Origin of the sequence: Salegentibacter sp. UBA1130, assembly GCF_002311535.1 — a bacterium.
Lineage (GTDB): Bacteria > Bacteroidota > Bacteroidia > Flavobacteriales > Flavobacteriaceae > Salegentibacter > Salegentibacter agarivorans.
Window position 1 is genome coordinate 30,936 of sequence record NZ_DCAP01000022.1, and the last position, 26,657, is coordinate 57,592.

At 34.9% G+C, this 26,657-nt stretch carries 20 protein-coding genes; 14 read left to right on the plus strand and 6 right to left on the minus strand.

Translation table 11 applies throughout. From position 1 onward, the window contains the following. Positions 1-26: 26 nt before the first annotated feature. Both B4F31_RS08565 and B4F31_RS08570 read right to left on the minus strand, forming a co-directional pair. Entirely contained in the window at positions 27-2,240 is a 2,214-nt protein-coding gene (locus B4F31_RS08565; RefSeq protein ID WP_286761090.1) for an ATP-binding protein, read from the minus strand. A gap of 6 nt (positions 2,241-2,246) precedes the next feature. Then, positions 2,247-5,888: a chemotaxis protein CheB gene (locus tag B4F31_RS08570; protein ID WP_286761091.1), complete on the minus strand. Its 3,642-nt coding sequence runs from the start codon at positions 5,886-5,888 to the stop codon at positions 2,247-2,249. A 388-nt stretch (positions 5,889-6,276) separates the two neighbouring features. On the opposite strand from B4F31_RS08570, the gene B4F31_RS08575 reads away from it, so the two are divergent. Genes B4F31_RS08575 through B4F31_RS08585 form a run of 3 tightly spaced genes read left to right on the plus strand, consistent with a single transcriptional unit; the run spans position 6,277 to position 8,783 of the window. After that, a complete protein-coding gene (locus B4F31_RS08575; RefSeq protein ID WP_286761092.1) occupies positions 6,277-7,056 on the plus strand; it encodes an MlaE family ABC transporter permease in 780 nt (259 codons plus the stop codon). 2 nt (positions 7,057-7,058) lie between these two features. Beyond that, positions 7,059-7,790, plus strand: coding sequence for an ABC transporter ATP-binding protein (locus tag B4F31_RS08580; protein WP_075326607.1), 732 nt, complete (start codon positions 7,059-7,061; stop codon positions 7,788-7,790). Positions 7,791-7,796: 6 nt separating this feature from the next. Further along, positions 7,797-8,783 carry an MlaD family protein gene (locus B4F31_RS08585; RefSeq protein WP_286761093.1) on the plus strand — a complete coding sequence of 329 codons (987 nt, stop codon included), beginning with the start codon at positions 7,797-7,799 and terminating at the stop codon, positions 8,781-8,783. A 60-nt stretch (positions 8,784-8,843) separates the two neighbouring features. Here the strand turns inward: B4F31_RS08585 and B4F31_RS08590 are convergent, their stop codons facing one another. Both B4F31_RS08590 and B4F31_RS08595 read right to left on the minus strand, forming a co-directional pair. Continuing rightward, positions 8,844-9,107, minus strand: a complete 264-nt coding sequence (locus tag B4F31_RS08590) for a zinc ribbon domain-containing protein (RefSeq protein ID WP_075326605.1) — start codon at positions 9,105-9,107, stop codon at positions 8,844-8,846. Positions 9,108-9,163: 56 nt separating this feature from the next. Continuing rightward, the gene (locus B4F31_RS08595; RefSeq protein WP_093302386.1) at positions 9,164-9,574 is read right to left on the minus strand and encodes a hypothetical protein; all 411 of its coding nucleotides are present in this window, start codon (positions 9,572-9,574) and stop codon (positions 9,164-9,166) included. Positions 9,575-9,892: 318 nt separating this feature from the next. Here B4F31_RS08595 and B4F31_RS08600 point away from each other — a divergent pair, with 318 nt between their 5' ends. Then, positions 9,893-10,900: a Crp/Fnr family transcriptional regulator gene (locus tag B4F31_RS08600; protein WP_093302383.1), complete on the plus strand. Its 1,008-nt coding sequence runs from the start codon at positions 9,893-9,895 to the stop codon at positions 10,898-10,900. A 337-nt stretch (positions 10,901-11,237) separates the two neighbouring features. Here the strand turns inward: B4F31_RS08600 and B4F31_RS08605 are convergent, their stop codons facing one another. Then, positions 11,238-11,861 (minus strand): WG repeat-containing protein, encoded by a 624-nt coding sequence (locus B4F31_RS08605; RefSeq protein ID WP_286761094.1) that lies wholly within the window; start codon positions 11,859-11,861, stop codon positions 11,238-11,240. A 181-nt stretch (positions 11,862-12,042) separates the two neighbouring features. Here B4F31_RS08605 and B4F31_RS08610 point away from each other — a divergent pair, with 181 nt between their 5' ends. The 10 genes from B4F31_RS08610 to B4F31_RS08655 all read left to right on the plus strand — a co-directional run bounded on the left by B4F31_RS08610 (position 12,043) and on the right by B4F31_RS08655 (position 24,292). Then, positions 12,043-12,897 (plus strand): universal stress protein, encoded by an 855-nt coding sequence (locus B4F31_RS08610; protein ID WP_286761095.1) that lies wholly within the window; start codon positions 12,043-12,045, stop codon positions 12,895-12,897. Between the two features lie 12 nt (positions 12,898-12,909). Continuing rightward, positions 12,910-13,758, plus strand: coding sequence for a universal stress protein (locus tag B4F31_RS08615; protein WP_075326600.1), 849 nt, complete (start codon positions 12,910-12,912; stop codon positions 13,756-13,758). A 2-nt stretch (positions 13,759-13,760) separates the two neighbouring features. After that, positions 13,761-14,594: a universal stress protein gene (locus B4F31_RS08620; protein WP_075326599.1), complete on the plus strand. Its 834-nt coding sequence runs from the start codon at positions 13,761-13,763 to the stop codon at positions 14,592-14,594. Between the two features lie 36 nt (positions 14,595-14,630). Further along, the gene (locus B4F31_RS08625) at positions 14,631-15,467 is read left to right on the plus strand and encodes a restriction endonuclease (protein WP_286761096.1); all 837 of its coding nucleotides are present in this window, start codon (positions 14,631-14,633) and stop codon (positions 15,465-15,467) included. Positions 15,468-15,471: 4 nt separating this feature from the next. Beyond that, entirely contained in the window at positions 15,472-16,845 is a 1,374-nt protein-coding gene (locus B4F31_RS08630) for an MBL fold metallo-hydrolase RNA specificity domain-containing protein (RefSeq protein WP_075326597.1), read from the plus strand. Between the two features lie 463 nt (positions 16,846-17,308). Further along, positions 17,309-18,112 carry a pyrroline-5-carboxylate reductase gene (gene proC, locus B4F31_RS08635; RefSeq protein ID WP_075326596.1) on the plus strand — a complete coding sequence of 268 codons (804 nt, stop codon included), beginning with the start codon at positions 17,309-17,311 and terminating at the stop codon, positions 18,110-18,112. A 40-nt stretch (positions 18,113-18,152) separates the two neighbouring features. Beyond that, positions 18,153-18,923: a glutamate 5-kinase gene (gene proB / locus B4F31_RS08640; RefSeq protein WP_075326595.1), complete on the plus strand. Its 771-nt coding sequence runs from the start codon at positions 18,153-18,155 to the stop codon at positions 18,921-18,923. A 45-nt stretch (positions 18,924-18,968) separates the two neighbouring features. Then, complete coding sequence (locus tag B4F31_RS08645) at positions 18,969-20,168, plus strand: glutamate-5-semialdehyde dehydrogenase (protein WP_286761097.1); 1,200 nt, start codon at positions 18,969-18,971, stop codon at positions 20,166-20,168. A gap of 143 nt (positions 20,169-20,311) precedes the next feature. After that, positions 20,312-22,177, plus strand: coding sequence for a peptidase M61 (locus B4F31_RS08650; protein ID WP_286761098.1), 1,866 nt, complete (start codon positions 20,312-20,314; stop codon positions 22,175-22,177). Positions 22,178-22,288: 111 nt separating this feature from the next. Continuing rightward, complete coding sequence (locus B4F31_RS08655; protein ID WP_093302375.1) at positions 22,289-24,292, plus strand: monovalent cation:proton antiporter family protein; 2,004 nt, start codon at positions 22,289-22,291, stop codon at positions 24,290-24,292. On the opposite strand, the gene B4F31_RS08660 is transcribed toward B4F31_RS08655, so the two are convergent. Further along, positions 24,289-26,535: a bifunctional SulP family inorganic anion transporter/carbonic anhydrase gene (locus B4F31_RS08660; RefSeq protein ID WP_286761099.1), complete on the minus strand. Its 2,247-nt coding sequence runs from the start codon at positions 26,533-26,535 to the stop codon at positions 24,289-24,291. The two genes, B4F31_RS08655 and B4F31_RS08660, sit on opposite strands and share 4 nt — an antisense overlap. Positions 26,536-26,657 lie beyond the last annotated feature (122 nt).

Genomic DNA, 26,657 nt, shown 5'->3' on the forward strand with positions numbered 1-26,657 from the left:
ACTAAACTTGTTACTGTAAGTTCTAATTAAAGGTGGAAGAAAAACGTACTGCCTTTTTCTGGTTCACTTTCTACCCAAATTTTTCCGTTATGCTTTTCTAAAATCCGCGCTACAATGGCCAGACCAATACCGGTACCCTTAAAATCTTTTTTTGCAAACCTGGAAAACATTTTAAAGATTTGATCCTTTTGGTGTTCAGGAATTCCAATCCCGTTATCTTTTATATAGAAAACATCTTTATTTTCCTGTGAAAAACTTCCAATTTCAATCTGCGAATAAGGCGCTTGTTGGGTATATTTTAAAGCATTTCCCAATAGGTTACTCCAAAGTTGCGATATCATTGGGCGGTCTCCATAGGTGTTGGGAAGATTTGCAGCAATTTCAATATTAAAATTCGGGTAATTTGTTTTAATGTTGAAACTCACTAAAAGCTCTTGCAGTAATTTTTTAGTACTAAAATTTTTCTTCTGAAGTTCGCCACCGGTAATTTTTGAAAAAGAAAGAATATCGTCTATAATTCCTTCCATACGGTTAGAAGACTTTAAAATTGTCTCTATAGTTTCTAAAGCTTCTGCGGGTAAATTTTCATTAAAATCTTCCTTTAAAATTTGGGTATAACCGGTAATACCACGCAACGGACTGCGTAAATCGTGGGAAATTCCGTAGCTAAAAAGTTCTAAATCTTTATTAGCTTCTTCAAGATTTTGATTTAATCTACTAATCTCTTCTTTTTGCTTTTTTAAAATAAACTGATTTAAATTTTCCCGGAAAGCCTTAGCAATTTCAACTTCATAATCCTGCCAGGAGTTAGAAATCCCGTCCAGCTTTTCTGTCCATTTTTCAAAAGATTTTCGCGGACTTAAACGCTGTTTTTCTTCATTATAAGTAAGTTTTTTATTGGGATTTCCGCCCCAACTTACCGTTTCGGGCACTTCGGGCCTAAACCAGATAATAAAATGATTTTTTGCACGTCCCAGCCTAATACTTAAAATTCCTGAAGCCGATTTTTTATAATTTTCGGCTGCCGAAAAATGATTTTTAAGCTGTTTAGTGTAGAATATAATTTCTTCATTTTCTGCAAGAAAATTACTTAAATCTATAACCTCAGCTTCAGTTGGTGTATTGCCAAAAAGTTTAATTTCATCATTTAAAACCACTGCACCTCCGCCACTTTCCATTAGTGAAGTAAACGAAATTTTGGCATTCTCGAGTCCCTCGCCTAATGTATTTTCAATCTTTAGATCGGCTAAAATCTTAGCTCTTAATTCAGAATTTTCACTGAATTTCTTATTGAAAATACCGGTTTGTATGGAAGCTATATTATTAGAAAAAACCTGCGCTAAAAATTTACAGGTTTCCCGCTGAAAATAATTAATAAATTTTGCTGAATAGTGATGACAGGCTATAAGACCCCAGAGTTTGCCGTGAACAATAATGGCGGCCGTTAAAGAAGCTCCCACCTTCATGTTCTGCAAATATTCAATATGAATAGGCGAAACGCCACGTAATGTAGATTTGGAAAGATCTAAAGGTTTTTCGGTAATTGGAGAACGTTCAGGAGAAATAAGAACAGGTTCATAATTCACATCTGAAATTATTCTCACTTTATGTTTTAAAAATAAATTTCGGGATTGCGAAGGGATATCGCTGGCAGGATAATGTAGATCCAGCCAACTTTCTAAATGCTCTTCTTTTTCTTCAGCAACTACTTCACCATTCCATTCTTCGTCAAACCGGTAAACCATAACACGATCGTAACCGAAGATGTTTTTCATCAACTTGGCAGCAGTATTGCAGAGATTAGGAATAGATTCATCTGCATCTAACCCATTAATAATACCGGTTAATTGCCGCTGAAAAACCATTGGTTCCCAATACTCGCCCAGTACTTCAAAATCTACAATAAGATGTTCTTCTGAAAAATGTGGTAAGGCTATAAAATGCTTATTACCAATTTTTAGCTCTTCGGCTTTAAATCCAGTTTTTTGATCTATTGCGGTAGTAATCTTTTCAAATGCAGCTTTACCAATAAGGCTTTCGAGACCGTCTCCCAAAAGAGTTTTATGTGAAATTCCGAAATACTTTAAGGTATTTTCACTGGCCTGAATAATTTTAAAAGTTTTAGGATTTACGGCAAGAATTACACCGTGAGCCTGAGCTTTTCCAATTAAATGAATTGGTTCTTTTTCACAATTTCGAATATCTACCTTTTCGGGATAGGAAAGCTGCTCTGAGCTCATACACGGCTATGCTTTTAATTTAAAATAGAATGTACTTCCCACACCTACCTGGCTATCTACCCAAATGGTACCTTCATGCAGTTGTACAATTTTTTCTACGTGTGCCAGGCCAACTCCGGTACCATCATTGCCGTTGGTTTCTTTTACACGGTTAAAAATGGTGAAAATATTCTTTTTATCTTCTTCTGAAATCCCGTAGCCATTATCCATCACCGAGAAAACCCAGAATTTACCCTCACGATAAGCTGCAATACGAATATCGGGGTTACGTTCTTTTGGAGTATATTTTATGGCATTACTTATTAGGTTTTGAAATAACAGGCGTAATTCTACTTCGTAACCCATAATTTTTGGAAGCGTACCAGCATTTACTCTGGCATTGGTATCTTTTATTCTTTTACCGAGATCATATTTCACAACCTCAACAACTTCTTTAATGTTTACCAGGCTTTTTTCTCCATTTCGACCAATTCTGGAGTGTTCCAGTAAAGCTTTAATTTGTTCTGAGAGTCTTGTAGAAGCATCTTTTATATACTTCACATAATCTTTTCCTTTTTGGTCTAATTGCGAAGAGTACATTTTACCCAAAACATCACTACCAAATTTAATGGTAGAAAGTGGCTCCTGGAGATCATGGGAACAGATAGAGACAAATTGTTCCAAATCTTTATTGGCGCGTTCAAGGTCTTCGTGTTGTTGCTTTAATTTAGATTCGGCTTTCTTTAAGGCTGCAATATCCACACAGGTATACCTAATAGTCATTATCCTGCCATCAATATCCCTTTCTGCAGTAGCATTTAATATTACCGGAAGTAAATCTCCTGTAGCAGTTAGCATTTCCTGCTCCATATTTACAATAACGCCAGAATCTTTAAATTCTTTATTAGATTTTAAAGCTCTAAGCTGAGACTCTTCATTATAAAGATCATAAACAGGTTTATCTATTAAGTCTTCTTTACTTTCATAACCCAACTTTGTAACCGCCATTTCATTGCATTGAACAATAAGCTGTGTTTGCGGGTCTACACTAATATGAATTACAGGATCCTCTTCATAAAAAGACTTGAAGCGTTTTTCACTGGCAATTAATTTTTCCTTTGATCTTTGCAATAAGCCAACATCTATAAAAGTAACTACCACTCCACTTATTTCGTCATTAGAATTTATATACGGTGAAATTCTTCGTAGATAATGGGAGTTATCCTTGGTCATTACCTGCTTTTCAAGGATTTTACCTGTTCTAAGTACGCGCTTACAACGGGTAATAAGGTTGTTTTTCCCCATACTGGAAGTAAAATGCTCAATAGGGCGACCTTCATCGGAATCAATTAAATTAAAATGCCTTTGAATTGCAGGGGTAAATTTCCTAATTCTTAAATCTGTATCAAGAAAAATCACACCAATTTCAGTGCTTTCCAGCAAATTGTTCATATCGGCATTGAGAGCTGCTAAATCTTCTACTTTCTGTAGATTTTCAGCATTAACCGTATTTATTTCTTCATTTACGCTCTGCAGTTCCTCATTGGTACTCTGTAATTCTTCATTAGAAGCCAGGAGTTCTTCATTTGCTGCCTGTAACTCTTCGTTACTGGTTTCAATTTCCTCCATGGAGGTTTGCAGTTCTTCTTTAGTCTCTTTGAGCTCCTCTTCAAGATTTGCAACAAATTCTTTGGTGCGATTGGTAAGTGTAAGTTTATCGAGAGTTTTAACCTCATTAAGGTTTAATTCTTTTTCAACAAAAGTAATTACAAAACTCGCGTTAGAATCTTCAAATTGTAGTTGGTAAGGCTTTATTATAATATCTACCGATTTCTTTTCACCATTATGGTCAAAAGCGGCATCCTGATACCTTAATTTCTCGTTATTCTTTTTAGCCTTTTTTACCGTGCTTTGTATAATATACTTTAAATCTACGCCCAGCATATCTAAAAGATTCACCGAAAAGCCATTTACCGGTAAGTTTGCATATTTTCTAAACTCCCCTACTGCCTGTAAAATATTAAAATCGTTATCTATAAAAACACTGGCACCGCCAAAAGTCTCAAGGATAGTTTCATTAAGTTCTTCGGCGAGTTTATTTTTAACTGGATTTGATGTTTTTCTATAATTTGGCCTTTGAATTTTTTTTGTATTAGAAAGTGACCTGCTTTGAGCAGTTGCTGCCGATATATTTGAATTTAGACGTTTATCAGCATTTTCGTTTTGATAAATTTTAGCCGAACGATTTATCACTTTAAAGTTATTTTTTTGGGACGAAACATTTTCTGAAGTGCCCAAAACCAAATAACCGCCAACTTTTAAAGCATATTGCAAAAAGTTTAAAGCTTTATTCTGAATTCCGGGTTGGAAATAGATTAATAGGTTTCTGCAAGCCACCATATCCATATTGCTGAAAGGCGGATTTTTAATGATATTATGCCTTGAAAAAACCACCATTCGGCGCATTTTATCAATAACCTTATAACCATTAGGCTCGCTTATAAAATATTTCAGTAATAAATCTGAATCAATATCGGCAACAATGCTTTCGGGGTAGAAGGCTTCTCCTCCAATATCCAGGTGTTTTTGCGAAATATCTGTGGCAAAAATCTTTATATCTATACTTTTTCGTTGCTTTTCAATTTCTTCATTAATTAGCATGGCAAAAGAATAAGCTTCTTCTCCACTGCTACAGGCAACATCCCAAAGCTTTATAACCTCTCCATCCTTCTTCTTTTCTACCAGTTGAGGAATCACTTCTTCTCTAAGCACTTTCCAAACCTTTGAATCTCTAAAAAATTTAGTTACCCCAATTAAAAACTCCCGATGCAGAATTTCTACTTCTTCATCGTTATTTAATAGAAACTGGTAATAATCTGAAAGGCTATTACATTTACAGACATTCACCCTTCTGGCAATTCTACGGGCAAGCGTGGCGTGTTTATATTCCCTGAAGTCAAGTCCGGTTTTCTCATCTATAAAGCGAAGAATTTTCATTAATTCGCTTTCATTGTAATTGTAATCACCGTCTTTAAAATGAAAAACCGCGGGAGAATCTATAAAATTCTTGAGTTCCTGCGCCATTTTTGAAATAGGGAGAACATAATCTACTAACCCAGTATTTATAGCACTTTGTGGCATCCCGTCAAACTTAGATTCTTCGGGATCCTGCACCATAATCATTCCGTCGCGTTCTTTTATTGCCCTTACCCCACGGGTACCATCACTACCGGTGCCACTTAAAATTATTCCTATAGCTTTTTCTTTACGCTCTTTAGAAAGTGCTTCAAAGAACATATCTATTGGCAGATTTAAACTTTGATCTTTAGGTTTTTCTACCAGGTGAAGTTTATTCTTTTCAAAAGATAAATTATTGGCCGGCGGAATTAAATAAATATGTCCCTGCTTCAGCTTCATTTTATTCTTAATCTCCCGAATAGGCAGGTTGGTGCTCTTTTTAAGAAGTTCTCCCATCATACTTTTATAATCTGGAGAAAGATGCTGAATAACTACATAAGCATTCTTATCGGTTTCGGGTATGTCTTTGAAAAAAGCTTTAAGCGCTTCCAGCCCCCCGGCACTTGCACCTACAGCAATAACACGCGGTTCGTCAATTTTAAGCTTAGTTTCTAACTCCGATTTAGAAAGATAGTTATTTACTTTTGTCATTTAGAAATGATTAAGTCAGTCTTGTATAATTAAAAAGGCAAACACCAAAAATATATGTTAAGTCAGAGAAATGTGAACCCATTTGCCATTTATATTAACAAAATCGCCTTAAAACTGCGGATTGCACCACTTCACAGTATCAAAATTTAATTTTTTAAAAAGCTAAAATTAACAAGTTTTTTAAAATTAAAATGTTAAAAAAATATTTTAGTTCGTTCCGGTAACTTCCAACTCTATCTAAATTTTTCCCTTATAAGCTTTAATAAGCTGATTTATATCATTTCTATTAAAAGCGTTTAGAACTAAATTTACCTGGTATTCAAGCAGTTCTGTATTCAATTTATTTGAATAAAAATAAATACCTGGTTCTCTACTGAAATAATCTAAGATGAAAATACTATCCTCATATCAATCGGGTTTAAGTTCGTTTTTCCTGGAGATCGGGGAAATGGGGAAGTTTACCGGCAGGTATTTTAGAGAACTTTTTAGTAGGCCGTTTGAGTTCAGGGAATTCCTGAAACAATGCTACCAAATGGGCAATAAATCTTTGCTTTTAGTTAGTGTGACAGGATTTATTTTAGGCCTTGTGTTTACCCTACAATCCCGCCCTACCCTAATGGAATTTGGTGCGGTTTCGTGGATGCCGTCTATGATAAGTATTTCTATAGTTAGAGAAATTGGCCCGGTGATTATCGCCCTTATTTGTGCCGGAAGAATTGGTTCAAGTATTGGAGCCGAACTAGGTTCTATGCGGGTTACCGAGCAAATAGATGCTATGGAAGTTTCAGGAACAAATCCGTTTAAATTTCTGGTAGTAACCAGGATATTGGCCGCTACCTTTATGCTACCCATTTTAGTAATAGTTGGAGATTTTGTGGCCTTAATTGGTTCTGCAATTATAGAGAACATAAAAGGTGACGTTTCTTTTACACTATATTTTAACCAGGTATTTGCCGCGCTGGAATTTACAGATCTTCTTCCGGCAACGGTAAAAACTTTTTTCTTTGGGTTTGCCATTGGCCTGGTAGGTTGTTTTAAAGGATACAATAGCAAAAAAGGCACCGCGGGGGTTGGGAAAGCCTCCAATTCTGCCGTGGTTTTTACTTCTATGCTACTGTTTGTACTGGATTTTATCGCCGTTTTTATCACTGATATTTTTTATAACTAAAAATGGAAAATAAAGCCGTAATAGAAATAAAAGAACTGTACAAAAGCTTTGGCGATGTTGAAGTTTTAAAGGATTTCAATTTAAATTTATTTGAAGGTGAAAACCTTGTTCTAATGGGAAAATCGGGTTCAGGGAAATCGGTGATGATAAAATGCCTGGTAGGTTTAATGGATTTTGACAGGGGCAGTATTAAAGTTTTAGGGAAAGATATTTCTAAAATGAAACAAAACGAGCTGGATGAAATAAGAACCGATATAGGTTTTTTGTTTCAGGGCAGTGCTTTATACGATTCTATGACGGTTAGGGAAAATTTAGAATTTCCGCTAAGAAGACATAGAAAAAACTCTGAAAGAAAAACTGAAGAACTGGTAAAAGAGGCGCTGGAAAATGTAGGCTTGCAACAAACTATAGACCTAATGCCCGCAGAACTTTCGGGAGGGATGCAACGTAGAATTGCTTTAGCAAGAGCACTTATTCTTAAACCAAAGATTATAATCTACGACGAACCCACAACGGGTTTAGACCCAATTACCGCAAAAGAAATTATTTTATTGATGATGAATATTCAGAAAAAATATGCAACCTCATCTATAATAATTACTCACGATGTGGATTGTGCAAGGGTAATTTCTAACCGAATGATCTTATTACTTGACGGAAAAAATTATGCTGAAGGAACTTTTAACGAACTGGCAGCATCTGGTGATCCAAAAATTAAAGCATTTTTTAAATAAAAAGCTATGAAATCAAATTCTGCACAAAATATAAAACTTGGGGTTCTCATTATTTCGGGGCTTATTATTTTCACCCTTGGAGTTTTCTTTATTGGAAACAAGCAAAACCTGTTTGGAGATTCCATTCTGGTAAGTTCTGTTTTTAAAAACGTCAACGGATTGCAATCGGGGAATAATGTTCGTTATTCTGGTGTGAACGTTGGTACGGTAAAAGAAATCAAATTTTTAAATGATACGGCAATTTGTGTAGATATGCTTATTAATAGGGAAGCCGGAAATTTAATTAAAAACAATGCACTGGCTACCATAAATTCAGACGGACTAGTTGGAAGTATGGTTTTAAATATTTTACCCTCAAGCCAGGCACCTTCTCCCACCATCAAGGAAGGCGACACACTTGCTTCAATTAGCCAGGTGGCAACTGCCGATATGCTAAACACCTTGAATAAAACCAATGAAAATGCAGCATTATTAACCCAGGATTTATTAAAAATTACCAATAGTATAAACTCTGGAGAAGGCGTTTTAGGAGATTTACTCAAAGACAAAACCCTGGCTAAAAATGTACAGGAAAGTGTTGAAAACTTAAATGAAACAACCAAATCTGCCAGGTTGGGATTGGCAAAACTAAATGGAATTTTAAATAATGTAGATTACGAAAATTCTGTGGCGGGTTTGCTTCTTAGCGACACCAGTGCACAAAAAAGTTTCAGCACAATTATTAAAGATTTGGAAAAAACATCTTCGCAAATAAAGGGGATTAGCGTAGATCTGGGTGAATTTTCTAACAATCTTAATTCAGAAAAAGGAGCGCTTAATTATGTGCTAAAAGACAGCAGTTTTGTGAATCATTTAGATCAAAGTATGGAAAATATTGAAGAAGCTACCCAGCGCTTTAACGAGAATATGGAAGCTTTAAAGCATAATATTCTATTCCGTGGATATTTTAGAAAACTGGAACGCCAAAAAGCGCGAGCCGAAAAAGAAAATTAATAATTAATCTTCTACAGAAATTTTCTTTTTAAAACGAAATATGCTTCTGGAAAGGAAGAATTAAATATGTTCCATTCGCCACCGTTTAAGCTCGGGTAGCTTTTTTATAAGTTGCCGGGCTTCTTCCAGACTAATATCTTCGTGCATTTCTGCCATTTCTAATAATTTCACTTCTAATTGATGTAGATTAAGCGATTTATCAGTAAAAGCGCCATCCTCGTAACAGTCACGACAATAATCGGGATTTTCTGATTTATCGCGATTTGTACCTACAGTGGCTTTTGTAAATGGCCAGCCACAACTTTGGCAAATTAAGGTTTTCATCAGCTAATTTTATTAAAATATACGAAGAAAAATTAATATAATACGTTCAATTTTAATCATTTAGAAAGCAGCATTTTTAATTTTGAAAGCATAATAAGCTCAGATTTATTTTTTCCTGCAAACGAAGCTGCAATAGCATCTGCTGTTTCCCAAATTAACTGTTTAATTGGCAAAGTAAACAAGCCTTCATTTTCCTTTTTGTATTGTCTAAACTCCTTAAATGCCCATGTTGCTTCAGGAGAATTTTCTTCAAGCCAATCAAAGACCATTTCAATCTTATAGGCTTCATCGGTTCCATATTCGTCAGTTTTATTATCTATTGGCACCCATTTCTTTTGCACCAGATTGTTAAGCGTTTTAATCTCTTCGGCTTGCACTACTTTATCAGAAGCCGCAATGGCGTAAAAAAGCATCCCGATATTCTGATAAAATTCTTCGGTGAAGACTTGTTTTTTCGATAGTTCCATAATAAAAATTTTACTCGCTTAGCGAGAGTTAATGCTACGCGATTTTCTCGAAATAATTCGCTCTTTAAAGATAAGTCTCAGAAACTTAGCTGAAAATGATAAAAATCAGTTTTTATGCGGAGGTATTCTTTTTCTAAAGAATAGCAATAATAATTAAACATCTGAATTTCGGCTGTTTAAATAATTTCTCCGCTATCTACGTTTTAAAAATAACTTTGTATATTTAGGTGTTGTTTAAAGCATTTCCCCAACTTCCCCCCGCCTGGAATGCGAAACAATCCCCAATCAACGTATTCTTAATATTTAAGCTCTGCAGGGATGAAGCGTATTCTATATATTTTAGATAAAACTTCCAGTCATCTAATTCCAGATGAATTGGCGATGAACCTCGATTATAAATTTATATACTCAAATTCCCCAACAAGCTTAGAAAGTTTATTAATAAAAAATAAACCAGATTTGCTTATTTGGGCAGTAAAAAACCCTATTCCACCTAAAGTAATTCATAGAAATCCCGGGATTTTAAAGCTTCCTATACTTTCTATTATTGCTGAAACCGGCACCCAAAAACCCCTTCATAAAAAACATCGCTTTTTAGCAGAGAATTCTTCGAAACAGGAGCTAAAGAAGAAAATTTTATTTCTCACCAATGCTAAAATGGAAAATTTTAGAGCATCTAAAAAGCCAGACAAATCTTTAGTTCCAAATATTGAAGCTTTAAAAAGTTATATGGAAAAAAAGGGTGAGTTAATAAGCCTGGATAAACATAAAATATTATTTCACGAAAACCGGCATTCCAGTTTTATCTATTTAATTAAACAAGGTTTGGTTAAAACCTCCAGGATGGACCAATTGGGAAAAGAATTAATTACTGGTATTTACCGGAAAAATGACTTATTGGGACTTTACGGATTTCATAAGCATCCCGTTGCAACTGAAATGGCAACCACCTTAGAAGCTTCTCAATTTTACAGGATCTTATATACTGAATTTAGGGAAATACTACAGCAAAACCAGGAGTTAAGCCTGGATTTAGCCCAATATTTAACCGATACGGTTTTAGAATTAAAATCACAACTTTTAGAAATGGCTTATGCGTCGGTATTAAAAAAAACTTCTAATACTATTCTTCAGTTTGCAGAAGAAATGCAAAACCCAGAATTTAAAGGACTTAATATTTCGAGAACCGATTTGGCCAGTATAGCCGGTATTTCTACCGAAAGTTTTATTCGAAGCCTTTCCAGCTTAAAAAAAGAAGGAATCATTGCAATAAAAGGTAAAAAAATAAACATCCTGAAACCAGATAAACTACAGGAAATCACATAGTCCTAATTTTTTGTTAAATACTGATTTTCTGACATTTGTCATTTTTTTTAAGTATGTTTTCGTCTATTTTTAAAACAGGAAATTTATCTATATATATTCAAAAATTTGTTTTTCCTAAACTCGCAGAGTTGGAAATCAAATTAGAAGATATCAAAGGTATTTTTTAACCTGATATACAAATTTTATTTCGTGTAAGATCACTGATATCAAACCAGTGTTAAAGAATAAACTTAATATCTTCTTAAGAAACAGGAGGCAATGGTCTCCTGTTTCTGTTTTTAGAGCTTTCTTTCTATCCTATTTACAATTAAATTTAAGCAACTATAAAAGGAACTTTTTAAAACTTATGAATTCGCCATTTTTTATTGGGACCTTTTACACTTAGCAAATTCTCGCCCAACCATTTTGCATTAATCTCTGGTGCCTCTCGTAGTTTTTGTTTAGAAACAGCTACTGGAAAAGGCCCTTCTAAATATTTTAGTACTTCCCCATCCTTATCAATAAGAACTACATCATATTTATAAGACAGCACATTCTTACCCAAAAGCTGGTTCTCACCAAGTCTCTCTTCTTCTAGCTTTAATGCCAAGGCTTTCCCGTTAGAAAAGTTGCTTACATTTAGAAATTCAGGTTCAATTACTGTTTTTCCTTCAGCATTTATAAAACCATAATAGTTAACGCCATCTTTCTTTTTACTAATAATAGCCCTTTCTTCTTTTAGTTGAGGATATTCAATTCCCGCAACGCCAATTCTATTATTTTTAGGGTTCTTATTCATAACGAGATCGTTTCTAAGTTCAAACAGCACCTCGCCACTCGTATCTATAAAACCCCAATTATCGCCTAATCTTACCGTACTAAAACCATCTTCCAGATTGGAAACAAAATCAAATTCTTTCGGTTCTTGCGCAAATAACACAAACGGAATACTTATTAAGATTCCTAATATTAAATTTTTCATCTTCAAAAGTTTTAAAATTACCATTAAATGTATTTCAAAACATTGATAATAAATATGATACACGTCATACTAAGCTAAAACTTTCTTCTCCTGTAAAAGCTTAAAATTAAATTACAAACTGATTTTCCTCATAGTTTAAACTTAGGTGTTCTCTTAACTTTATTATTCAAAGTCCAAGAAGATGAGAAAGATAATCTTACCCACCGATTTTTCAGAAAATGCCTATAACGCATTGCGATTTGCCTGCCAGCTTTTTAAATATGAAAAGAGTGAAATAATTCTTTTAAACACTTACGCCGATAAGGTGTATACCGATGAAAATCTGTTAAGTAAAGAATTGATAGATGAGCTTAAAGCGGTTAGCAAAACAAAGGCCGAAATGGCTTTAAATGAAATTAGCACTAAGGTTCACGACGAATTTTGCAATCCCAGACATAAAGTTAAATATGTAGCTGCATTTGGTGATCTGGTAGACGAGGTAAACAGCCTGGTAAATTCAGAAAATGCCGATCTTGTTATTATGGGTACTCGTGGGGCTACAAACGATAGGAAACTTGGTTTTGGGAGTAATACTTTACTTGTTTTAAAATATGTGCAATGCCCGGTTTTGGCCATTCCAGAAAATTTTAGCTATCAGGAGCCAAAAAATATCTTATTTCCAACCAATTTTTTAATTCCGTATCAAAAACGTGAATTGAAAGTTGTGGGAGAAATTGCTCGCGATTTTAAGTCTGTTATTCATTTTCTGTATTTATCTAAACATAAGGCAACTTCAGCAAGACAAAAGGATAACCTGGAATTCTTGCACGAGCAATTCTATAATATTCGCTTAGAAAAACACCAAAGTGAAGAGTTGCAAAAGGAAAAAGCAATAGAAGAATTTATAGTAAAAAATAATATAGATCTTTTGGTGATGGTGAATTCCCGTCACACTTACTTAGAAGATATGCTCCTTACTTCTACCATAGATAAAGTGGGTCTCCATCCTAAAGTTCCACTACTGGTATTACAAAATTTTAATAGGGAATGCATTTAAAATTTAGAAATCATGAAAAAAATACTTTTACCCACAGATTTTTCAGAAAACGCTTATAACGCGATTTCTTATGCCATTAAAGCATTTAAAGATGTAGAATGTACTTTTTATCTTCTAAATACATATACCCCGGTTTTGTATGATTCTGAATATATTTTATACAACAGTACACAACCTAATCTCGCTGAAGCTTATAAAAAAAACTCCCTCACAGGATTGCGAAAAGTTGAACGGAAGATTTATCGTGATTTTAATAATCCAAAGCATAATTTCGAAAAAATTTCAGCTTTCAATCTCCTTATTGATGAGATGAAAGAACAGGTGAAATCTAAAGAAATAGACCTGGTAGTAATGGGAACTCAGGGTGCAACCGGGGCTGAAGAAATCTTAATAGGTACCAATAGTGTGCACGCAATTAATAAGCTAAGAACGCCATTTTTAATGATCCCTTCGGGATATCAATATCAACCTCCGGTAAATATTCTATTTCCCACAGATTTTGAATTGAATTTTAGCACTGCGCAACTGGAACCAATTTTAAATTTAGCCGAAGAGCATACCTCAAAGCTTAATATTTTGCACGTTTATTTTGGAAAAGACCTAGACCAAAATCAGGAAAAAAATAAGAAGAACCTCAGCAAAATCCTGGAAGATACTTCGCACCAATTTTATACAATTGAAGACAAAAGCGTACCAAAAGCTATAAAAAAATACCAGGAACAGCACGAGGTAGATTTACTTTTTATGGTCAATAACAAGCGTAGCTTTTTTGAAAATCTTCTTTTTAGACCGGTAGTTAATAAAATAGGTTTTCATATTAAAGTACCCTTTATGGTCATTCAATCAGGAAAATTCAACTAGTTATGAAAAATATACTCATCCCCACAGATTTTTCGGCTAACGCCTGGAAAGCTACCGTCTACGCCTTTAGTTTATTTCAAAATGAGCTGTGTAATTTTTATTTTTTAAATGCCTGCAAACCCGAATTCTATACTCCAGATATTAATGGCGCTAGTTTAGCCCAGGCAAAAAGCGAAAATAAAGTCCTGATGAATAAGTTGCTGAAAGAAGTAGCTATAATTAATAAGAATCAAAACCATAGGTTTAAGTCTATAATTATAGAATCCTGGTTAAACGATGCGGTTGTTGAAATTCAAAATGAAATAATTTTTGATCTTATAGTAATGGGAACAAAAGGAGAAACCGAAGCAGACGACAGGATTTTTGGCACAAATAGCATGAATGTAATTGAAACCGTAGACCATATGCCGGTTTTACTTATACCAGAAAATTGTGTGTATGTACCCGAAGTAAAAAAAGAACTGGTATTGGCAACCCGGTTTGATAAATCATTTTCAGATTATGAGATAAGTTTTTTAATAGATATGGCTAAGAAATTTAAGGCCTGTATTAGGATTCTTTATATTCAGGATACCGAAAATTTATCTGAAGAACAGCTGAATACAAAAGAAGAGCTACACAACTATTTTAAAGATGTTTCCCATAGTTTTCACACCCTAACCAATATTGAAGTTACCAAAGGAATTCACAGTTTTATTCAAAGTAGAAATAGTGATGTGTTGGTTTTGAACCATAAAAAAAGAGGCTTTTTTCAAAATTTATTTTCAAAATCTCTACTAAAAGAATTAGGGAAAAAACCCCAAATTCCTATGCTTTTTATGCCTTCAGATCTATAATTTTTTACAAAATTAATTCTTGAAAAACCTGCAAAAATGAATATTTCCAATCTAAAAATCATAAAAGCCTCTGGTGAAAAAGCTAAATTTTCTATAGACAGGGTTGCAGAATCTTTAAGGAGGTCTGGCGCCAATGAAGAACTTATTCAAAAAACCCTGGAAAAGCTCAAAACCGAACTGTACGAAGGTATCACCACCAAAGAAATTTACAATCGTGCTTTTAATTTGCTCAAAGAAGATAATAAAACCAGTGCTTCAAAATATAAATTAAAAACCGCTATTTACGAATTGGGCCCAACCGGATTTCCTTTTGAAAAATTTATTGCCGCGCTTTTAAGTTATAGTGGTTATAAAACCCAAACCGGGAAAATATACCAGGGAAAATGTGTTACCCACGAGATAGACGTGGAGGCCAAAACAGATTCAAAACTAATTTTAATAGAATGTAAATTTCACAATGCAGGTAGAAATTGTGATGTAAAAATTCCGCTTTATATAGATTCCAGGTTTCGGGATATAAAAAATTTTAGAAGTAATAGAGAGAATAAATTAACTTTTGAAGAAGGTTGGGTGGTTACCAACACACGGTTTACATCCGATGCAGTAAAATATGCCAAATGTGCCAATCTTAAATTATTAAGCTGGGATTATCCAAAAGGCGAAGGACTTAAAGATAGAATAGACCAGTTAGGTTTATACCCTATAACTGTTTCTACCCTACTTTCAGAAAGAGAAAAAAACTTTTTGTTAAGTCGGGATGTGGTTTTGTGCCAGGAACTTATAAACGATACCTTTTACCTGGATCATTTAGGCATCAGCAATCCTCGCAAAAAGAGAATACTTGAAGAAATGAGAGATCTTTGTAAACATTAAAATTATGGAAAATCAAATAAAAATTCATTTTCTGGGAGGTTCGGGAACAGTAACGGGATCAAAATTTCTCGTAGAAACCCCCGAATTGAATTTCCTAATAGACTGCGGACTCTTCCAGGGGATTAAAAGTTTGCGGGAACTCAATTGGAAAGATTTTCCGTTTGATCCTAATAATATAGATCTCATATTGCTTACCCACGCCCACCTGGACCATACAGGATATCTCCCAAAATTGGTAAAACAGGGATATAAAAATCCTATTCTTGGCACCCTACCAACTTTAGGAATTGCAGCGGTTATTTTAAAAGACAGTGCAAAGATCCAGGAAGAAGATGCAGAAAGAGCCAATAAGGAAGAATATAGCAAACACCATCCCGCTTTGCCTTTATATACCATGAGTGATGCCGAAAAAACTATAGGTTTATTTAAAAGTATAAAGCTGAATGAGTGGCATAGAATTTCAGAAAATATAAAATATCGCTACCAGACCAATGGCCATATCTTAGGTTCAACGTTTATTGAAATTGAGATTTTTGAAAAGCGCTTTGTATTTTCAGGCGATATTGGGCGGGAGAAAGATTTACTTTTAGAAGCACCCAATAAGCCGGAATGGGCAGATTACTTATTTTTAGAAAGTACCTACGGTGATAGACTTCATCCCGAAGATGATTCAGACGAAATTTTTATTGAAGCAATTAAGGAAACCGTAAACAAAAAAGGAAATCTTATTATACCAAGTTTTGCAGTAGAACGTTTGCAGGGAATTATGTACAAGTTATACCTTTTAATCAAAAAGAATAAAATCCCAAAAATTCCTATTTACATAGATAGCCCAATGGGTAATGAAGTTCTTGGTTTATTTGAAGGTTTTAGCAAGTGGCATAAAATTGAGCAAGATGAATTTAGAAAAATGCTATCCTATTTTAATATCATCACTTCATACCGCGATACCTGGAAAACTATAGATGAAAACAGGTCTAAGATTGTAATAGCCGGCAGCGGAATGGTAACCGGCGGCCGTGTACTCACCTATCTTCGTTATTTAATAGACAAACCGGAAACCACAGTGCTATTAGCAGGTTACCAGGCCGAAGGCACCAGAGGCAGGCAGCTGGAAAACGGAGCTTCAGAAGTAAAAATCTTTGGGAAATATTGCCCGGTAAAAGCAAAAATTTTAAAGATGGAAAGTCTCTCTGCTCACGCCGATCAAAAGGAACTATTGGATTGGATGTCAGAAATAAAAAATATTCCTGAAAAGATATTTTTAATCCACGGCGAGCCCACCGCTTTAGACTCATTAAGAGTAAAAATAAAAGATCGTTATAATTATGCAGTGAGCATTCCCGCCTTTAACGATGTTGTAACGCTACAGCTATAAATTCACAAAAACTCAACGAAAACCTTTTCGTTCAATTTAGCACCTTTTTTCTGCAATAATGGCAGTAAAAATGGCAGTTTTTTAATGGAATAAAATTTAAATAAAAATTTAGGTTTTATTCCATTTTCAGCTAAAGGCATAAGTAAAACTTCCTAAATTCAATAATTCTTAACGTTTTTCATAATCTTTATTATCTCAAAAGCTAATAATAAAAGGTCTTCGATCTACCTAATTATAAGGCTTAAGCACCATCCAAGTTTATTTAAAAACCTCTGAAAACAGCTGTTTTTAGATTAGTTTAACCTAATATTTTATTTAGTTACGGTCAAAATAAATTAATTTAATCCTTGCTTTTGGCAGGCAAGTACGGTTTTATTGGGAAACATTGCATGGTCTTTGTTCTTAATGGCCCAGACTTGAAAGTCTAAAAGTTGAAATAAATTAATTAACCAAAAAATAAAGAATGAAAGTATTAGTAATTGGAGCAGGAAATATGGGACTTACTTACGCCGAAGGAATGGCGAAGTCTAGTTTACTTAATCACCGAAATCTAATGATTTTTGATAAATCGGCTGAAATAATAACTACACTTAGCAAAGTAGACCATTTTGATGTATACGATGATATTGAAGAATGCTTACCAAAGGCAGACATCGTATTCCTTGCTGTAAAACCCTATCACTGTGATGATTTATTTGAGGAAATAAAACCTTTAGTAAACGACCAGCAAATATTTGTCTCTTTAATGGCCGGCGTTACTATAGATAAAATACAACAAGGTTTAAACGTGAAAAAAGTTGTGCGTTCAATGCCTAACCTTCCTGCACAGGTAGGAAAAGGAGTTACCTCGTTTACCGAAGCAAAAGAAATCTCTCGGGTAGAACTTCTTATGGTTAGAAATTTATTAGACACCACGGGAGCTTCAATTCATGTAGAAACAGAAAAATTTATAGATGCTTCTACAGGAATTTCAGGAAGCGGGCCGGCTTATGTATTCTATTTTATGAATTCTATGATGGAAGCAGCATTAAAAATGGGCTTTTCCAAGAACGACTCTAAGGTTTTGGTCAGCCAAACATTTGAAGGTGCCGTAAAACTTTTTAACGAATCAGATCTGTCGGCCAGCACCTGGATGGAGCGCGTTGCTTCTAAGGGAGGGACAACCCGTGCAGCTTTAGATTCTATGGACGATAATAACGTTGAAGAATTAATTAAAGATGCGGCTTACGCGGCATTTGACAGAGCTGTAGAACTGGGAAAAGAGTAATCTAAATCTAAAAAAGGAAGTTTAAATATAACTTTATAAAATGGAAAAAAAGAGAATCGTAGTTAAGGTCGGGACCAATGTAATGACCAATAAAGATAACAGGATTTTAGGCCCTGTACTAAAACATCTTGTAGAACAAATAGCTACACTATATGAAGAGGATGTAATGGTAGTTCTCGTTTCTTCAGGATCGGCAATTGCCGGAAAAGAAGTTCTTGGAGATGTAGATATTGAAGATGCCTCAAAAAGAAGACAGGTATTTTCTGCAGTGGGCCAACCACGTATGATGCGTCACTACTATAGTATCTTCCACGATTTTGGAATGCGCTGTGCACAGGTACTGGCAACTAAAAGAGATTTTAGCCCGGGTATTCACCGCGAAAATATGATTAACTGTTACGAATCTTTATTATCTGAAGGAATTATCCCTATTGCTAATGAAGATGATGCAGTATCGGTAACAATGTCTATGTTCTCTGATAATGATGAACTTGCAAGCCTTGTTGCTGAATTAATTAATGCTGATGCCTTAATTATTTTAAGTGATACAGATGGATTATATACCGGCCATCCAGAGGACGATGAATCAGAAAAACTTAACAAAGTTACGGTTGATGAAAACGTAGAAAAATACGTACAGGAATCTGGAAAAGGCGAAGGTGAAGGCCGTGGTGGTATGGAGTCTAAAATTAAGATTGCCAAAGGTACCGCTGCTAAAAACATTACCACTTATATCGCAAACGGTAAACAGAAAAATGTAATTCTGGATATCGTAGCAGGTAAACCGGTAGGTACAAAGTTTACCGCATAGAAAAATAAAAATTGAAGTTTAATCAAACTAAAAATAAATCGAATAATGAAATTATTAGATTCTAAAACCAAAAATAACGTTTTGCAATCCATGATTAATATTTTGGATAAAAGACGTGAGGAAATAGTAGCCGCAAATAAAAAAGATCTTGACGCTTTTGGCGAAGGAGACCAGGCTATGCGTGATAGATTGGTAGTAAACAATGCCAAGGTAAACGATATGATACGCTCTGTAAAAGAAGTTATGGACCAGGAAGATCCTGTAGGCCAAACTATAGAGCATAGAAGATTGGATACCGGTTTAGATATTACCAACAAAACCGCACCATTCGGAACGATCATGATTATCTATGAATCCCGTCCCGATGTTACAATTGAAGCCGCTGTACTTGCTTTTAAAGCAAATAACAAGATCTATTTAAAAGGTGGAAAAGAAGCAAACCATTCTAATAGAATTCTTGAGGAATGCTGGCACGAAGCGCTTCAGGAAAACGGTTTGGAAAAAGACTGGATCGAGCTATTACAAATGAATAGAACCGAAACCCAGGAGTTCCTTAAAAATCCGCCACAACATATAGATTTAGTAGTTCCAAGAGGTGGAGAAAAGCTTATTGCTTTTGTAAAAGAACATTCTACAGGTGCAGTTTTAGTTAGCGGACGAGGAAATAATTTCCTTTATGTTTCTAAGAATGCCAATTTTGATACCGCTAAAAAAGTAATGTTAAATGCTAAAATCGATAAGATTTCAGGATGTAATGCATTAGATAAGGTATTAGTTGATAAAAACCTACCAGACTTTGAAAAAAGAGTAAAAGAATTGTATGATATGTTCACAGAGAATAAAGTACATATTCAGGTAGACGATGATATCGCTAAGATACTTCCAAATGAAGAAAAAATACCATCTGAAGATACCTGGTATGAAGAATTCCTGGCCATGAGAATTGTACTTGGTGCTATTGATGGTAACGAGGCCGCAATGGATAAAATCAATAAATATTCAGGAGGACATTCAGCTGTGATTATCACTGATGATAAGAAAGAAGCCGCCAACTTTATGGAGCAGGTAGACAGTGCCGCTGTGTACCACAACGCTTCTACTAGATTTACAGATGGTGGCCAAATGGGAGTTGGTGCAGAGCTCGCTATTAGTACCGATAAACTTCACCACCGTGGGCCACTTGGTTTAAAACAATTGGTTACTAATAAATACTATGTATTAGGAGAAGGCCATATTAGAGAGTAGTTTTTTCTCTAAAATAAGCTTTAAAACCGCTGAGAAATTCAGCGGTTTTTTTATGCTCAATTTTTATAAAAACAAAATTTTTTCTTTTATAAATGTAACTTTTACGCACTTCTTGAGTCTTATAAAAAAAGAAACGTTTATCAATGAAAAAAGCTATTTACACTCTGGCCTTTATTGGCGCCCTATATAGTTGTAAAACCACGCAAACCTCAAAAGAAAATCAACCCGTAATTGCAAGCATAGATCTTGTAAATGTTGAAGAAGACAAAGTTTCGGTGAGCGTTGATCCCGATAGGTTTACTAGTGACAATACTACTTTTTATATTCCTAAAACGGTGCCCGGCACCTACTCTACAGATAATTACGGAAAATTTATCGAAAATTTTAAAGCGCTGGATTACGATGGAAATGAACTGGAATTTGAAAAAATTGACGATAATTCCTGGAATATTCCAAACGCTGGAAATTTAGACAAAGTAAGCTATCAGGTTAACGATACTTATGATATTGAAGACGAAGAAGGTGTTTTCTCGCCCTCGGGAACCAATATTGAAGCAGGTGAAAATTTTATGCTTAACCTCCACGGATTTGTAGGTTATTTTGAAAATAAACAGGAAGAACCTTACCGGCTTCTAATTAAAAGACCACAAGGTTTAATTCCCGGTACAGCTTTAAGCAAAACGGTTGCTGCCTCAGAAGATATGGCATTTAAAGAAGATATTTATTCTCTGGGCCGATATTTTGAAGTTATAGACAACCCAATTATGTATGCTAAACCAGATACCACTAGTTTTATGGTAGAAGGTATGGAGGTGCTCATTAATGTATATTCTCCAAATGAAAAATATACTTCAGAAAGTATAAAACCGGGAATTGAAGAGATGATTAGCGCACAAAAACGCTTTTTAGGAGAAGTAGATAACACCGGCAAGTATGCAATTCTGTTATATCTTTCAGATAGCGAAAAACAAGATGCACGTGGTTTTGGTGCTTTAGAACATCACACTTCTACGGTAGTTGTACTTCCCGAAGCTATGCAGCCTGAACAATTACAAAAAACAATGACCGATGTGGTTTCTCACGAATTTTTCCACATACTTACTCCCTTAAATGTTCATTCAAAAGAAGTTCATTATTTTGATTATAACGATCCTAAAATGTCTCAGCATTTATGGATGTATGAAGGGGTAACCGAATATTTTGCGAACCTTTTCCAAATAAACCAGGAGCTTATAGAGAAACAGGATTTTTACGATAGAATTTCAGATAAAATAAAATCGGCGCAACAGTTTGACGACACAATGCCATTTACCGAAATGAGCCAAAACATTCTGGAAGATCCTTATAAAGACAGTTATTACAACGTATATCAAAAAGGAGCCTTAATTGGAATGGCTTTAGATATTCGGTTAAGGGAATTAAGCGATGGCGAAATGGGAATTCTGGATCTTATGAAAGCCCTTAGCGATAGATATGGAATGGACAAGCCTTTTGAAGATGAAGAATTATTTGATGATATTGTTGAACTTACTTATCCTGAAATTAGAACTTTCCTGGAAACCTATGTTAGCGGAACAACACCAATTCCCTACAACGATTTTTTTACCAAAGTAGGACTTGAAGAAAGTGAAACCGAAATTAATACCGGCTATTTTATTAAAGGGCAAACCCCTTATATAGATGGTGATCCCGCTAAAGGTGAATTGTTTTTCAGAGAAAATATTCAGTTCAACTCGTTTTTACAGGAACTTGGTGTAAAAGGTGGCGATATAATCAAAACGGTAAACGGCGAAGAATATAATATTCAGAATGTTTATAATCTAATTATGAAAGCTGAATCCTGGGAAGAAGGTGAAGAAGTGAGTTTTGTAGTAATGCGAGACGGCGAAGAGGTAGAACTTACAGCTACTACTGCCCAACCCACTGATACCGATACTACAATAACCGAAAAAGATCTGCCTGAAAGTAGCAAAGAAGTAAAACTTAGAAATGCTTGGTTAAAAGGTTAATAGATTTTAATTTAAGTATTTTCAGCGGCGGGAATTCCCGCCGCTTTTTTATTTCCATAATCGGGTTTTATCTTTTAAATTGGAAGACCTAACCAACTTGAAGATTAATTTATGGAAATTCCTATTTTACAGGATATTGTTATTATCCTGGGACTCTCAATTTTGATAATTCTTTTATTTCAAAAGATAAAAGTGCCATCAATCCTGGGGTTTCTTCTCGCTGGTATAATTGCAGGTCCACATGCCTTTAACCTTATAAGTTCTTCTCACGAGGTAGAATTACTATCAGAAATTGGTATTATTTTCCTGCTTTTTGTTATTGGAATTGAGCTCTCTATAAAAGAGCTTATTTCTATGAAAAACACCGTCTTAATTGGCGGCGGGCTCCAGGTAGGTGGCACAATTCTATTCACTACAATCGTTGCTTATTTTTTCGGTTTACCTTTAAATTCGGCAGTTTTTCTAGGTTTTTTGTTCTCTTTAAGTAGTACCGCAATAGTTTTAAAACTCATCCAGGAACGTGGAGAAATTACCGCACCGCACGGCCGGGTTGCGCTTGGAATTTTAATTTTCCAGGATATAATTGTAGTTCCCATGATGTTGCTCACCCCAATATTAGCCGGTGATGGCGGCGATCTCCTTACTACCCTCTTAATTCTTATTCTTAAAATTGTTGGTGTTGGCGTGGTTATTTATTTACTGGCGCGATATATTGTACCCAGAATTTTTAGTATGGTGGTTAAAACAAAAAGCAAAGAGCTTTTTATATTAACCACTGTAGTTTTTTGTTTTGCCATTGCCTGGCTCACCTCTTCTGTAGGCCTATCTCTTGCTTTAGGTGCCTTTTTCGCAGGACTTATTATTTCTGAATCTGAATACAGCCACCAGGCTACAGTAAACGTTTTGCCATTTAGAGAGATTTTTATCAGTTTCTTTTTTATCTCGGTTGGTTCTCTCCTGAATTTAGAATTTTTTATCAATAATATTTTGATGATTCTTCTATTGGTTATTGGAGTTGTATTTTTAAAAATGCTGGTAGTTGGTGCTACGGTTTTATTGCTGAAATATCCGCCAAGAACAGTTTTATTAAGTTTATTCAGTTTATTTCAGGTAGGTGAATTCTCCTTATTGCTTTCTGGAGTTGGTTTAGATAATAATATTATACCAAATAGTGTTTATCAATATTTTTTAGCGATTTCAATAATTACTATGGGGCTTACCCCTTTTCTAATTGCGGCGGCGCCAAAGATTACTTATTCAATACTTAAGGCCAGGGTGCCTTCATCCGTAAGGCATAGACTGGAAAGTTTAAATAAACTTAAGACTACTGAAGAAACCGATGAACCTAAGAAACTGGACGATCATTTAATTATTATTGGCTACGGAATTAATGGTGAAAATATTGCGAAAGCCGCCCGAAACGCTGAAATTCCTTATGTTATCTTAGATACCGATCCTGTAACTTTTAAAAAGGCGAAAAATAATAATGAACCTATTATTTTTGGAGATGCAACCAACTCCTTAATTCTAAAACATCTTCACGTCCAGGAAGCAAGGGTTATTGTTATTGCAATTTCTGACCCGGGAGCTACAAAAAAGATTATTAGTAACGTACGTTTATATTCTAAAACAGCTTTTATTATTGTAAGAACTCGTTATGTTAGGGAGATTGAAGAAAATATTAAACTGGGAGCCGATGAAGTAATTCCAGAAGAATTTGAGACTTCTATAGAAATCTTTAACCGGGTGCTTAAAAAATACCTGGTGCCTTATAACGAGATAATGGATTTTACTGCCAGTATTCGTTCGTCAGATTATGAGATGTTAACTTCAGTAAAAGGAAGGCCGCATAAACCTTCGTTACAGCATTTACATATTCCAAACCGGGAAATTGTAACCTTAAGTGTGCAGCAGAATAACAGGGATATTGTTGGAAAAAGTATTCAAACTTCCGGAATTGGTAAGAACTTTAGAGTTACTGTACTGGCCATAAAAAGAGATACTCAATACATTACTGAAATTCTCCCGGACACTAAAATTAAACAAGGAGACTTATTATATATTTTTGGAAATCCGTTAAATATTAACAGGCTAAACGAAGCGCTTTCATATTAGGAAACTGTTGCAGAATCATATAATTCAGAGAATTCAATTTTTCCGTTTTCCCGGTTAAAGAATGCAGTGGCGAGTCCTAATTTACCCTGTAATATTCGTTCCCTTAAATATGGATTTTCTTTTATAATACGCTTTTGTGATTCTTTTACACTCCAGCGTGTGATAAGATCGGCATAAGTATATAAATCTTTTTCTTCAAATTTAGCCGGGATTTGTTTCGCTTTTAATGCTTCAGCTATAAGGGAATCGGGATTTTGATATCCGTTTTTCATATATTCATTTAAAGCTTCCAGGTAAATTTTATTCGACGAATTTCCCATAAGAAGTATAAAACGTGAGCCCTGCTGTTTACAGGCAATTTCAATACTCTTAATAATATGACTATCTACAAGATTACCGGCGGCTCTAATGGGAATTAAATCTCCAATCCCGGTATTCATCATAACATTTAAAGGCTCCCTTAAATCTATGCAGTTTACTACAGTAGCAAGTGGCGGCGAATTGATAAAATCCATTAATTCTTTATTCCGAAGTCGTCTGGAAACCAATTTTCCATCTACGTATCTTGAATTTCCCTCCTTTAAATAATCCAGGATTTCCTGCGGTGTAGATCTTTCTTTAGATTCTTCAATATCCTCCCGAACAAAATCTAATTCTTTCCCTGCAGAATATTTATCTTTAAGGCCAATAATACTTACGTTAATATTATTTTCTTCTGCAAAAGTGGTTTTAAAATCTTCAAAGATCTCCAGTATATCGTGATCTATATAACTGGAAAAAGTAGCATCAATAATCACGTTAGAATTCTGCGGCACATTCCATAAACTGTTTTTAATTGAAGCTTTATTAAAAAATGAAACTTCGTTAGAAAGCTCTAATCTTATGGTTTCTCCTTTAAATATTTTAGTATTTTCAATAAAAAATGCGTTGTGATAATTACTGCGCAGTAAAAAGAAAATACTCACCAGGGACCCAATAAAAATCCCGATTAATAAATCGGTTAAAATAATAGCCACAACGGTCACAACAAAAGGAATAAATTGGTTCCATCCCTTTTTATACATCGTGCTAATTACATCCCAGGAGGCCAGTTTATAACCCACTACCAATAAAATTACCGCAAGGCTGGAGAGCGGAATAAGGTTTAAAATGGAACTTAAAAACAAAACGCTTAAAAGCAGGAAAATTCCGTGTAAAATTGTGGAAAGCTTGGTTTCGGCCCCGGCATTAATATTTACCGAGCTTCGCACAATTACTGATGTTAACGGAATACCTCCTACTAATCCGGCTATTGTATTTCCAATTCCCTGGGCTACCAATTCCCGGTTTGGAGGCGTTTTCCGCTTATGCGGATCTATTTCATCTGCAGCTTCAATGGCCAATAAACTGGCTATAGAGGCGATAAGTGTTATTGTAATTGCAACACCCCAAACTTCAGGGTTAGTGATAGAATTGAAATCTGGGAAAGTTACAAGTTCGCTTACACGATCTATTTTTGGAATATTCACCAGGTATTTTTCACTTAAATGGAGTACGGGAGCTATATACTTGAAAAGTAAATTTAAAAATACGCCAAGAATTACCACAATTAAGGAAGGCGGCAAAAGTTTAAAATTCTTAAGCGGACTTTTCTCCCAGAAAATAATGATTGCTAGTGAAATTATAGACAAAACTACTGCGCCGGGGTGCAGAGAGTAAAAAAAGTTTTTAAACATAGCAATAGCCTGTTCCAGAAGGTTATCTCGTGCTCCAAAATTTGCTCCTGAATCTTGAATGAATCCAACGGCATAAGGAAGCTGAGCGATGATTAAAATAATTCCAATCGCTGCAAGTAGGCCTTTAATAATATTGGAAGGCATATAATCGGCTATAAGTCCGGCTTTAAGAATTCCCAGGATAAACTGAAAAATTCCACCAAGAACAACCGCCATTAAGAACACATCAAAACTCCCAAGAGAAGCTATAGAAGCTAAAACCACCGCAGTTAAACTGGCAGCAGGACCACTAACACTTACCGATGAATGGCTTACGCTTCCTATTACAATTCCACCAATAATTCCCGATATTAATCCGGAAACCAAAGGGGCACCGCTTGCAAGTGCTATTCCAAGGCACAAAGGAAGGGCTACAAGAAACACTACAATACTGGAAGGAATATCTTTATCCATTCGGGAGAATAAGGGTTTGCTTAAAGCAGCCTGATCTACCTTTTCCCTGAAATTAAAATTGCCATTTTTTCCCATTAATTTTAAGTATGAAAAAAGATTAAAATTAAATGCTGAAAATAGGAAATTTAGTGGTTAACCAACTAATTTCTGTAAAACATTCAAAAGGTTTCTTAAATAACACCAAAAAAACGGACTGC

Excerpts from the sequence above, each read along its gene's own strand:
- B4F31_RS08565 (WP_286761090.1), bottom strand. The coding sequence starts at position 2,240 with ATGAGCTCAGAGCAGCTTTCCTATCCCGAAAAGGTAGATATTCGAAAT.
- B4F31_RS08570 (WP_286761091.1), bottom strand. The coding sequence starts at position 5,888 with ATGACAAAAGTAAATAACTATCTTTCTAAATCGGAGTTAGAAACTAAG.
- B4F31_RS08575 (WP_286761092.1), top strand. The coding sequence starts at position 6,277 with ATGAAAATACTATCCTCATATCAATCGGGTTTAAGTTCGTTTTTCCTG.
- B4F31_RS08580 (WP_075326607.1), top strand. The coding sequence starts at position 7,059 with ATGGAAAATAAAGCCGTAATAGAAATAAAAGAACTGTACAAAAGCTTT.
- B4F31_RS08585 (WP_286761093.1), top strand. The coding sequence starts at position 7,797 with ATGAAATCAAATTCTGCACAAAATATAAAACTTGGGGTTCTCATTATT.
- B4F31_RS08590 (WP_075326605.1), bottom strand. The coding sequence starts at position 9,107 with ATGAAAACCTTAATTTGCCAAAGTTGTGGCTGGCCATTTACAAAAGCC.
- B4F31_RS08595 (WP_093302386.1), bottom strand. The coding sequence starts at position 9,574 with ATGGAACTATCGAAAAAACAAGTCTTCACCGAAGAATTTTATCAGAAT.
- B4F31_RS08600 (WP_093302383.1), top strand. The coding sequence starts at position 9,893 with ATGAAGCGTATTCTATATATTTTAGATAAAACTTCCAGTCATCTAATT.
- B4F31_RS08605 (WP_286761094.1), bottom strand. The coding sequence starts at position 11,861 with ATGAAAAATTTAATATTAGGAATCTTAATAAGTATTCCGTTTGTGTTA.
- B4F31_RS08610 (WP_286761095.1), top strand. The coding sequence starts at position 12,043 with ATGAGAAAGATAATCTTACCCACCGATTTTTCAGAAAATGCCTATAAC.
- B4F31_RS08615 (WP_075326600.1), top strand. The coding sequence starts at position 12,910 with ATGAAAAAAATACTTTTACCCACAGATTTTTCAGAAAACGCTTATAAC.
- B4F31_RS08620 (WP_075326599.1), top strand. The coding sequence starts at position 13,761 with ATGAAAAATATACTCATCCCCACAGATTTTTCGGCTAACGCCTGGAAA.
- B4F31_RS08625 (WP_286761096.1), top strand. The coding sequence starts at position 14,631 with ATGAATATTTCCAATCTAAAAATCATAAAAGCCTCTGGTGAAAAAGCT.
- B4F31_RS08630 (WP_075326597.1), top strand. The coding sequence starts at position 15,472 with ATGGAAAATCAAATAAAAATTCATTTTCTGGGAGGTTCGGGAACAGTA.
- proC (WP_075326596.1), top strand. The coding sequence starts at position 17,309 with ATGAAAGTATTAGTAATTGGAGCAGGAAATATGGGACTTACTTACGCC.
- proB (WP_075326595.1), top strand. The coding sequence starts at position 18,153 with ATGGAAAAAAAGAGAATCGTAGTTAAGGTCGGGACCAATGTAATGACC.
- B4F31_RS08645 (WP_286761097.1), top strand. The coding sequence starts at position 18,969 with ATGAAATTATTAGATTCTAAAACCAAAAATAACGTTTTGCAATCCATG.
- B4F31_RS08650 (WP_286761098.1), top strand. The coding sequence starts at position 20,312 with ATGAAAAAAGCTATTTACACTCTGGCCTTTATTGGCGCCCTATATAGT.
- B4F31_RS08655 (WP_093302375.1), top strand. The coding sequence starts at position 22,289 with ATGGAAATTCCTATTTTACAGGATATTGTTATTATCCTGGGACTCTCA.
- B4F31_RS08660 (WP_286761099.1), bottom strand. The coding sequence starts at position 26,535 with ATGGGAAAAAATGGCAATTTTAATTTCAGGGAAAAGGTAGATCAGGCT.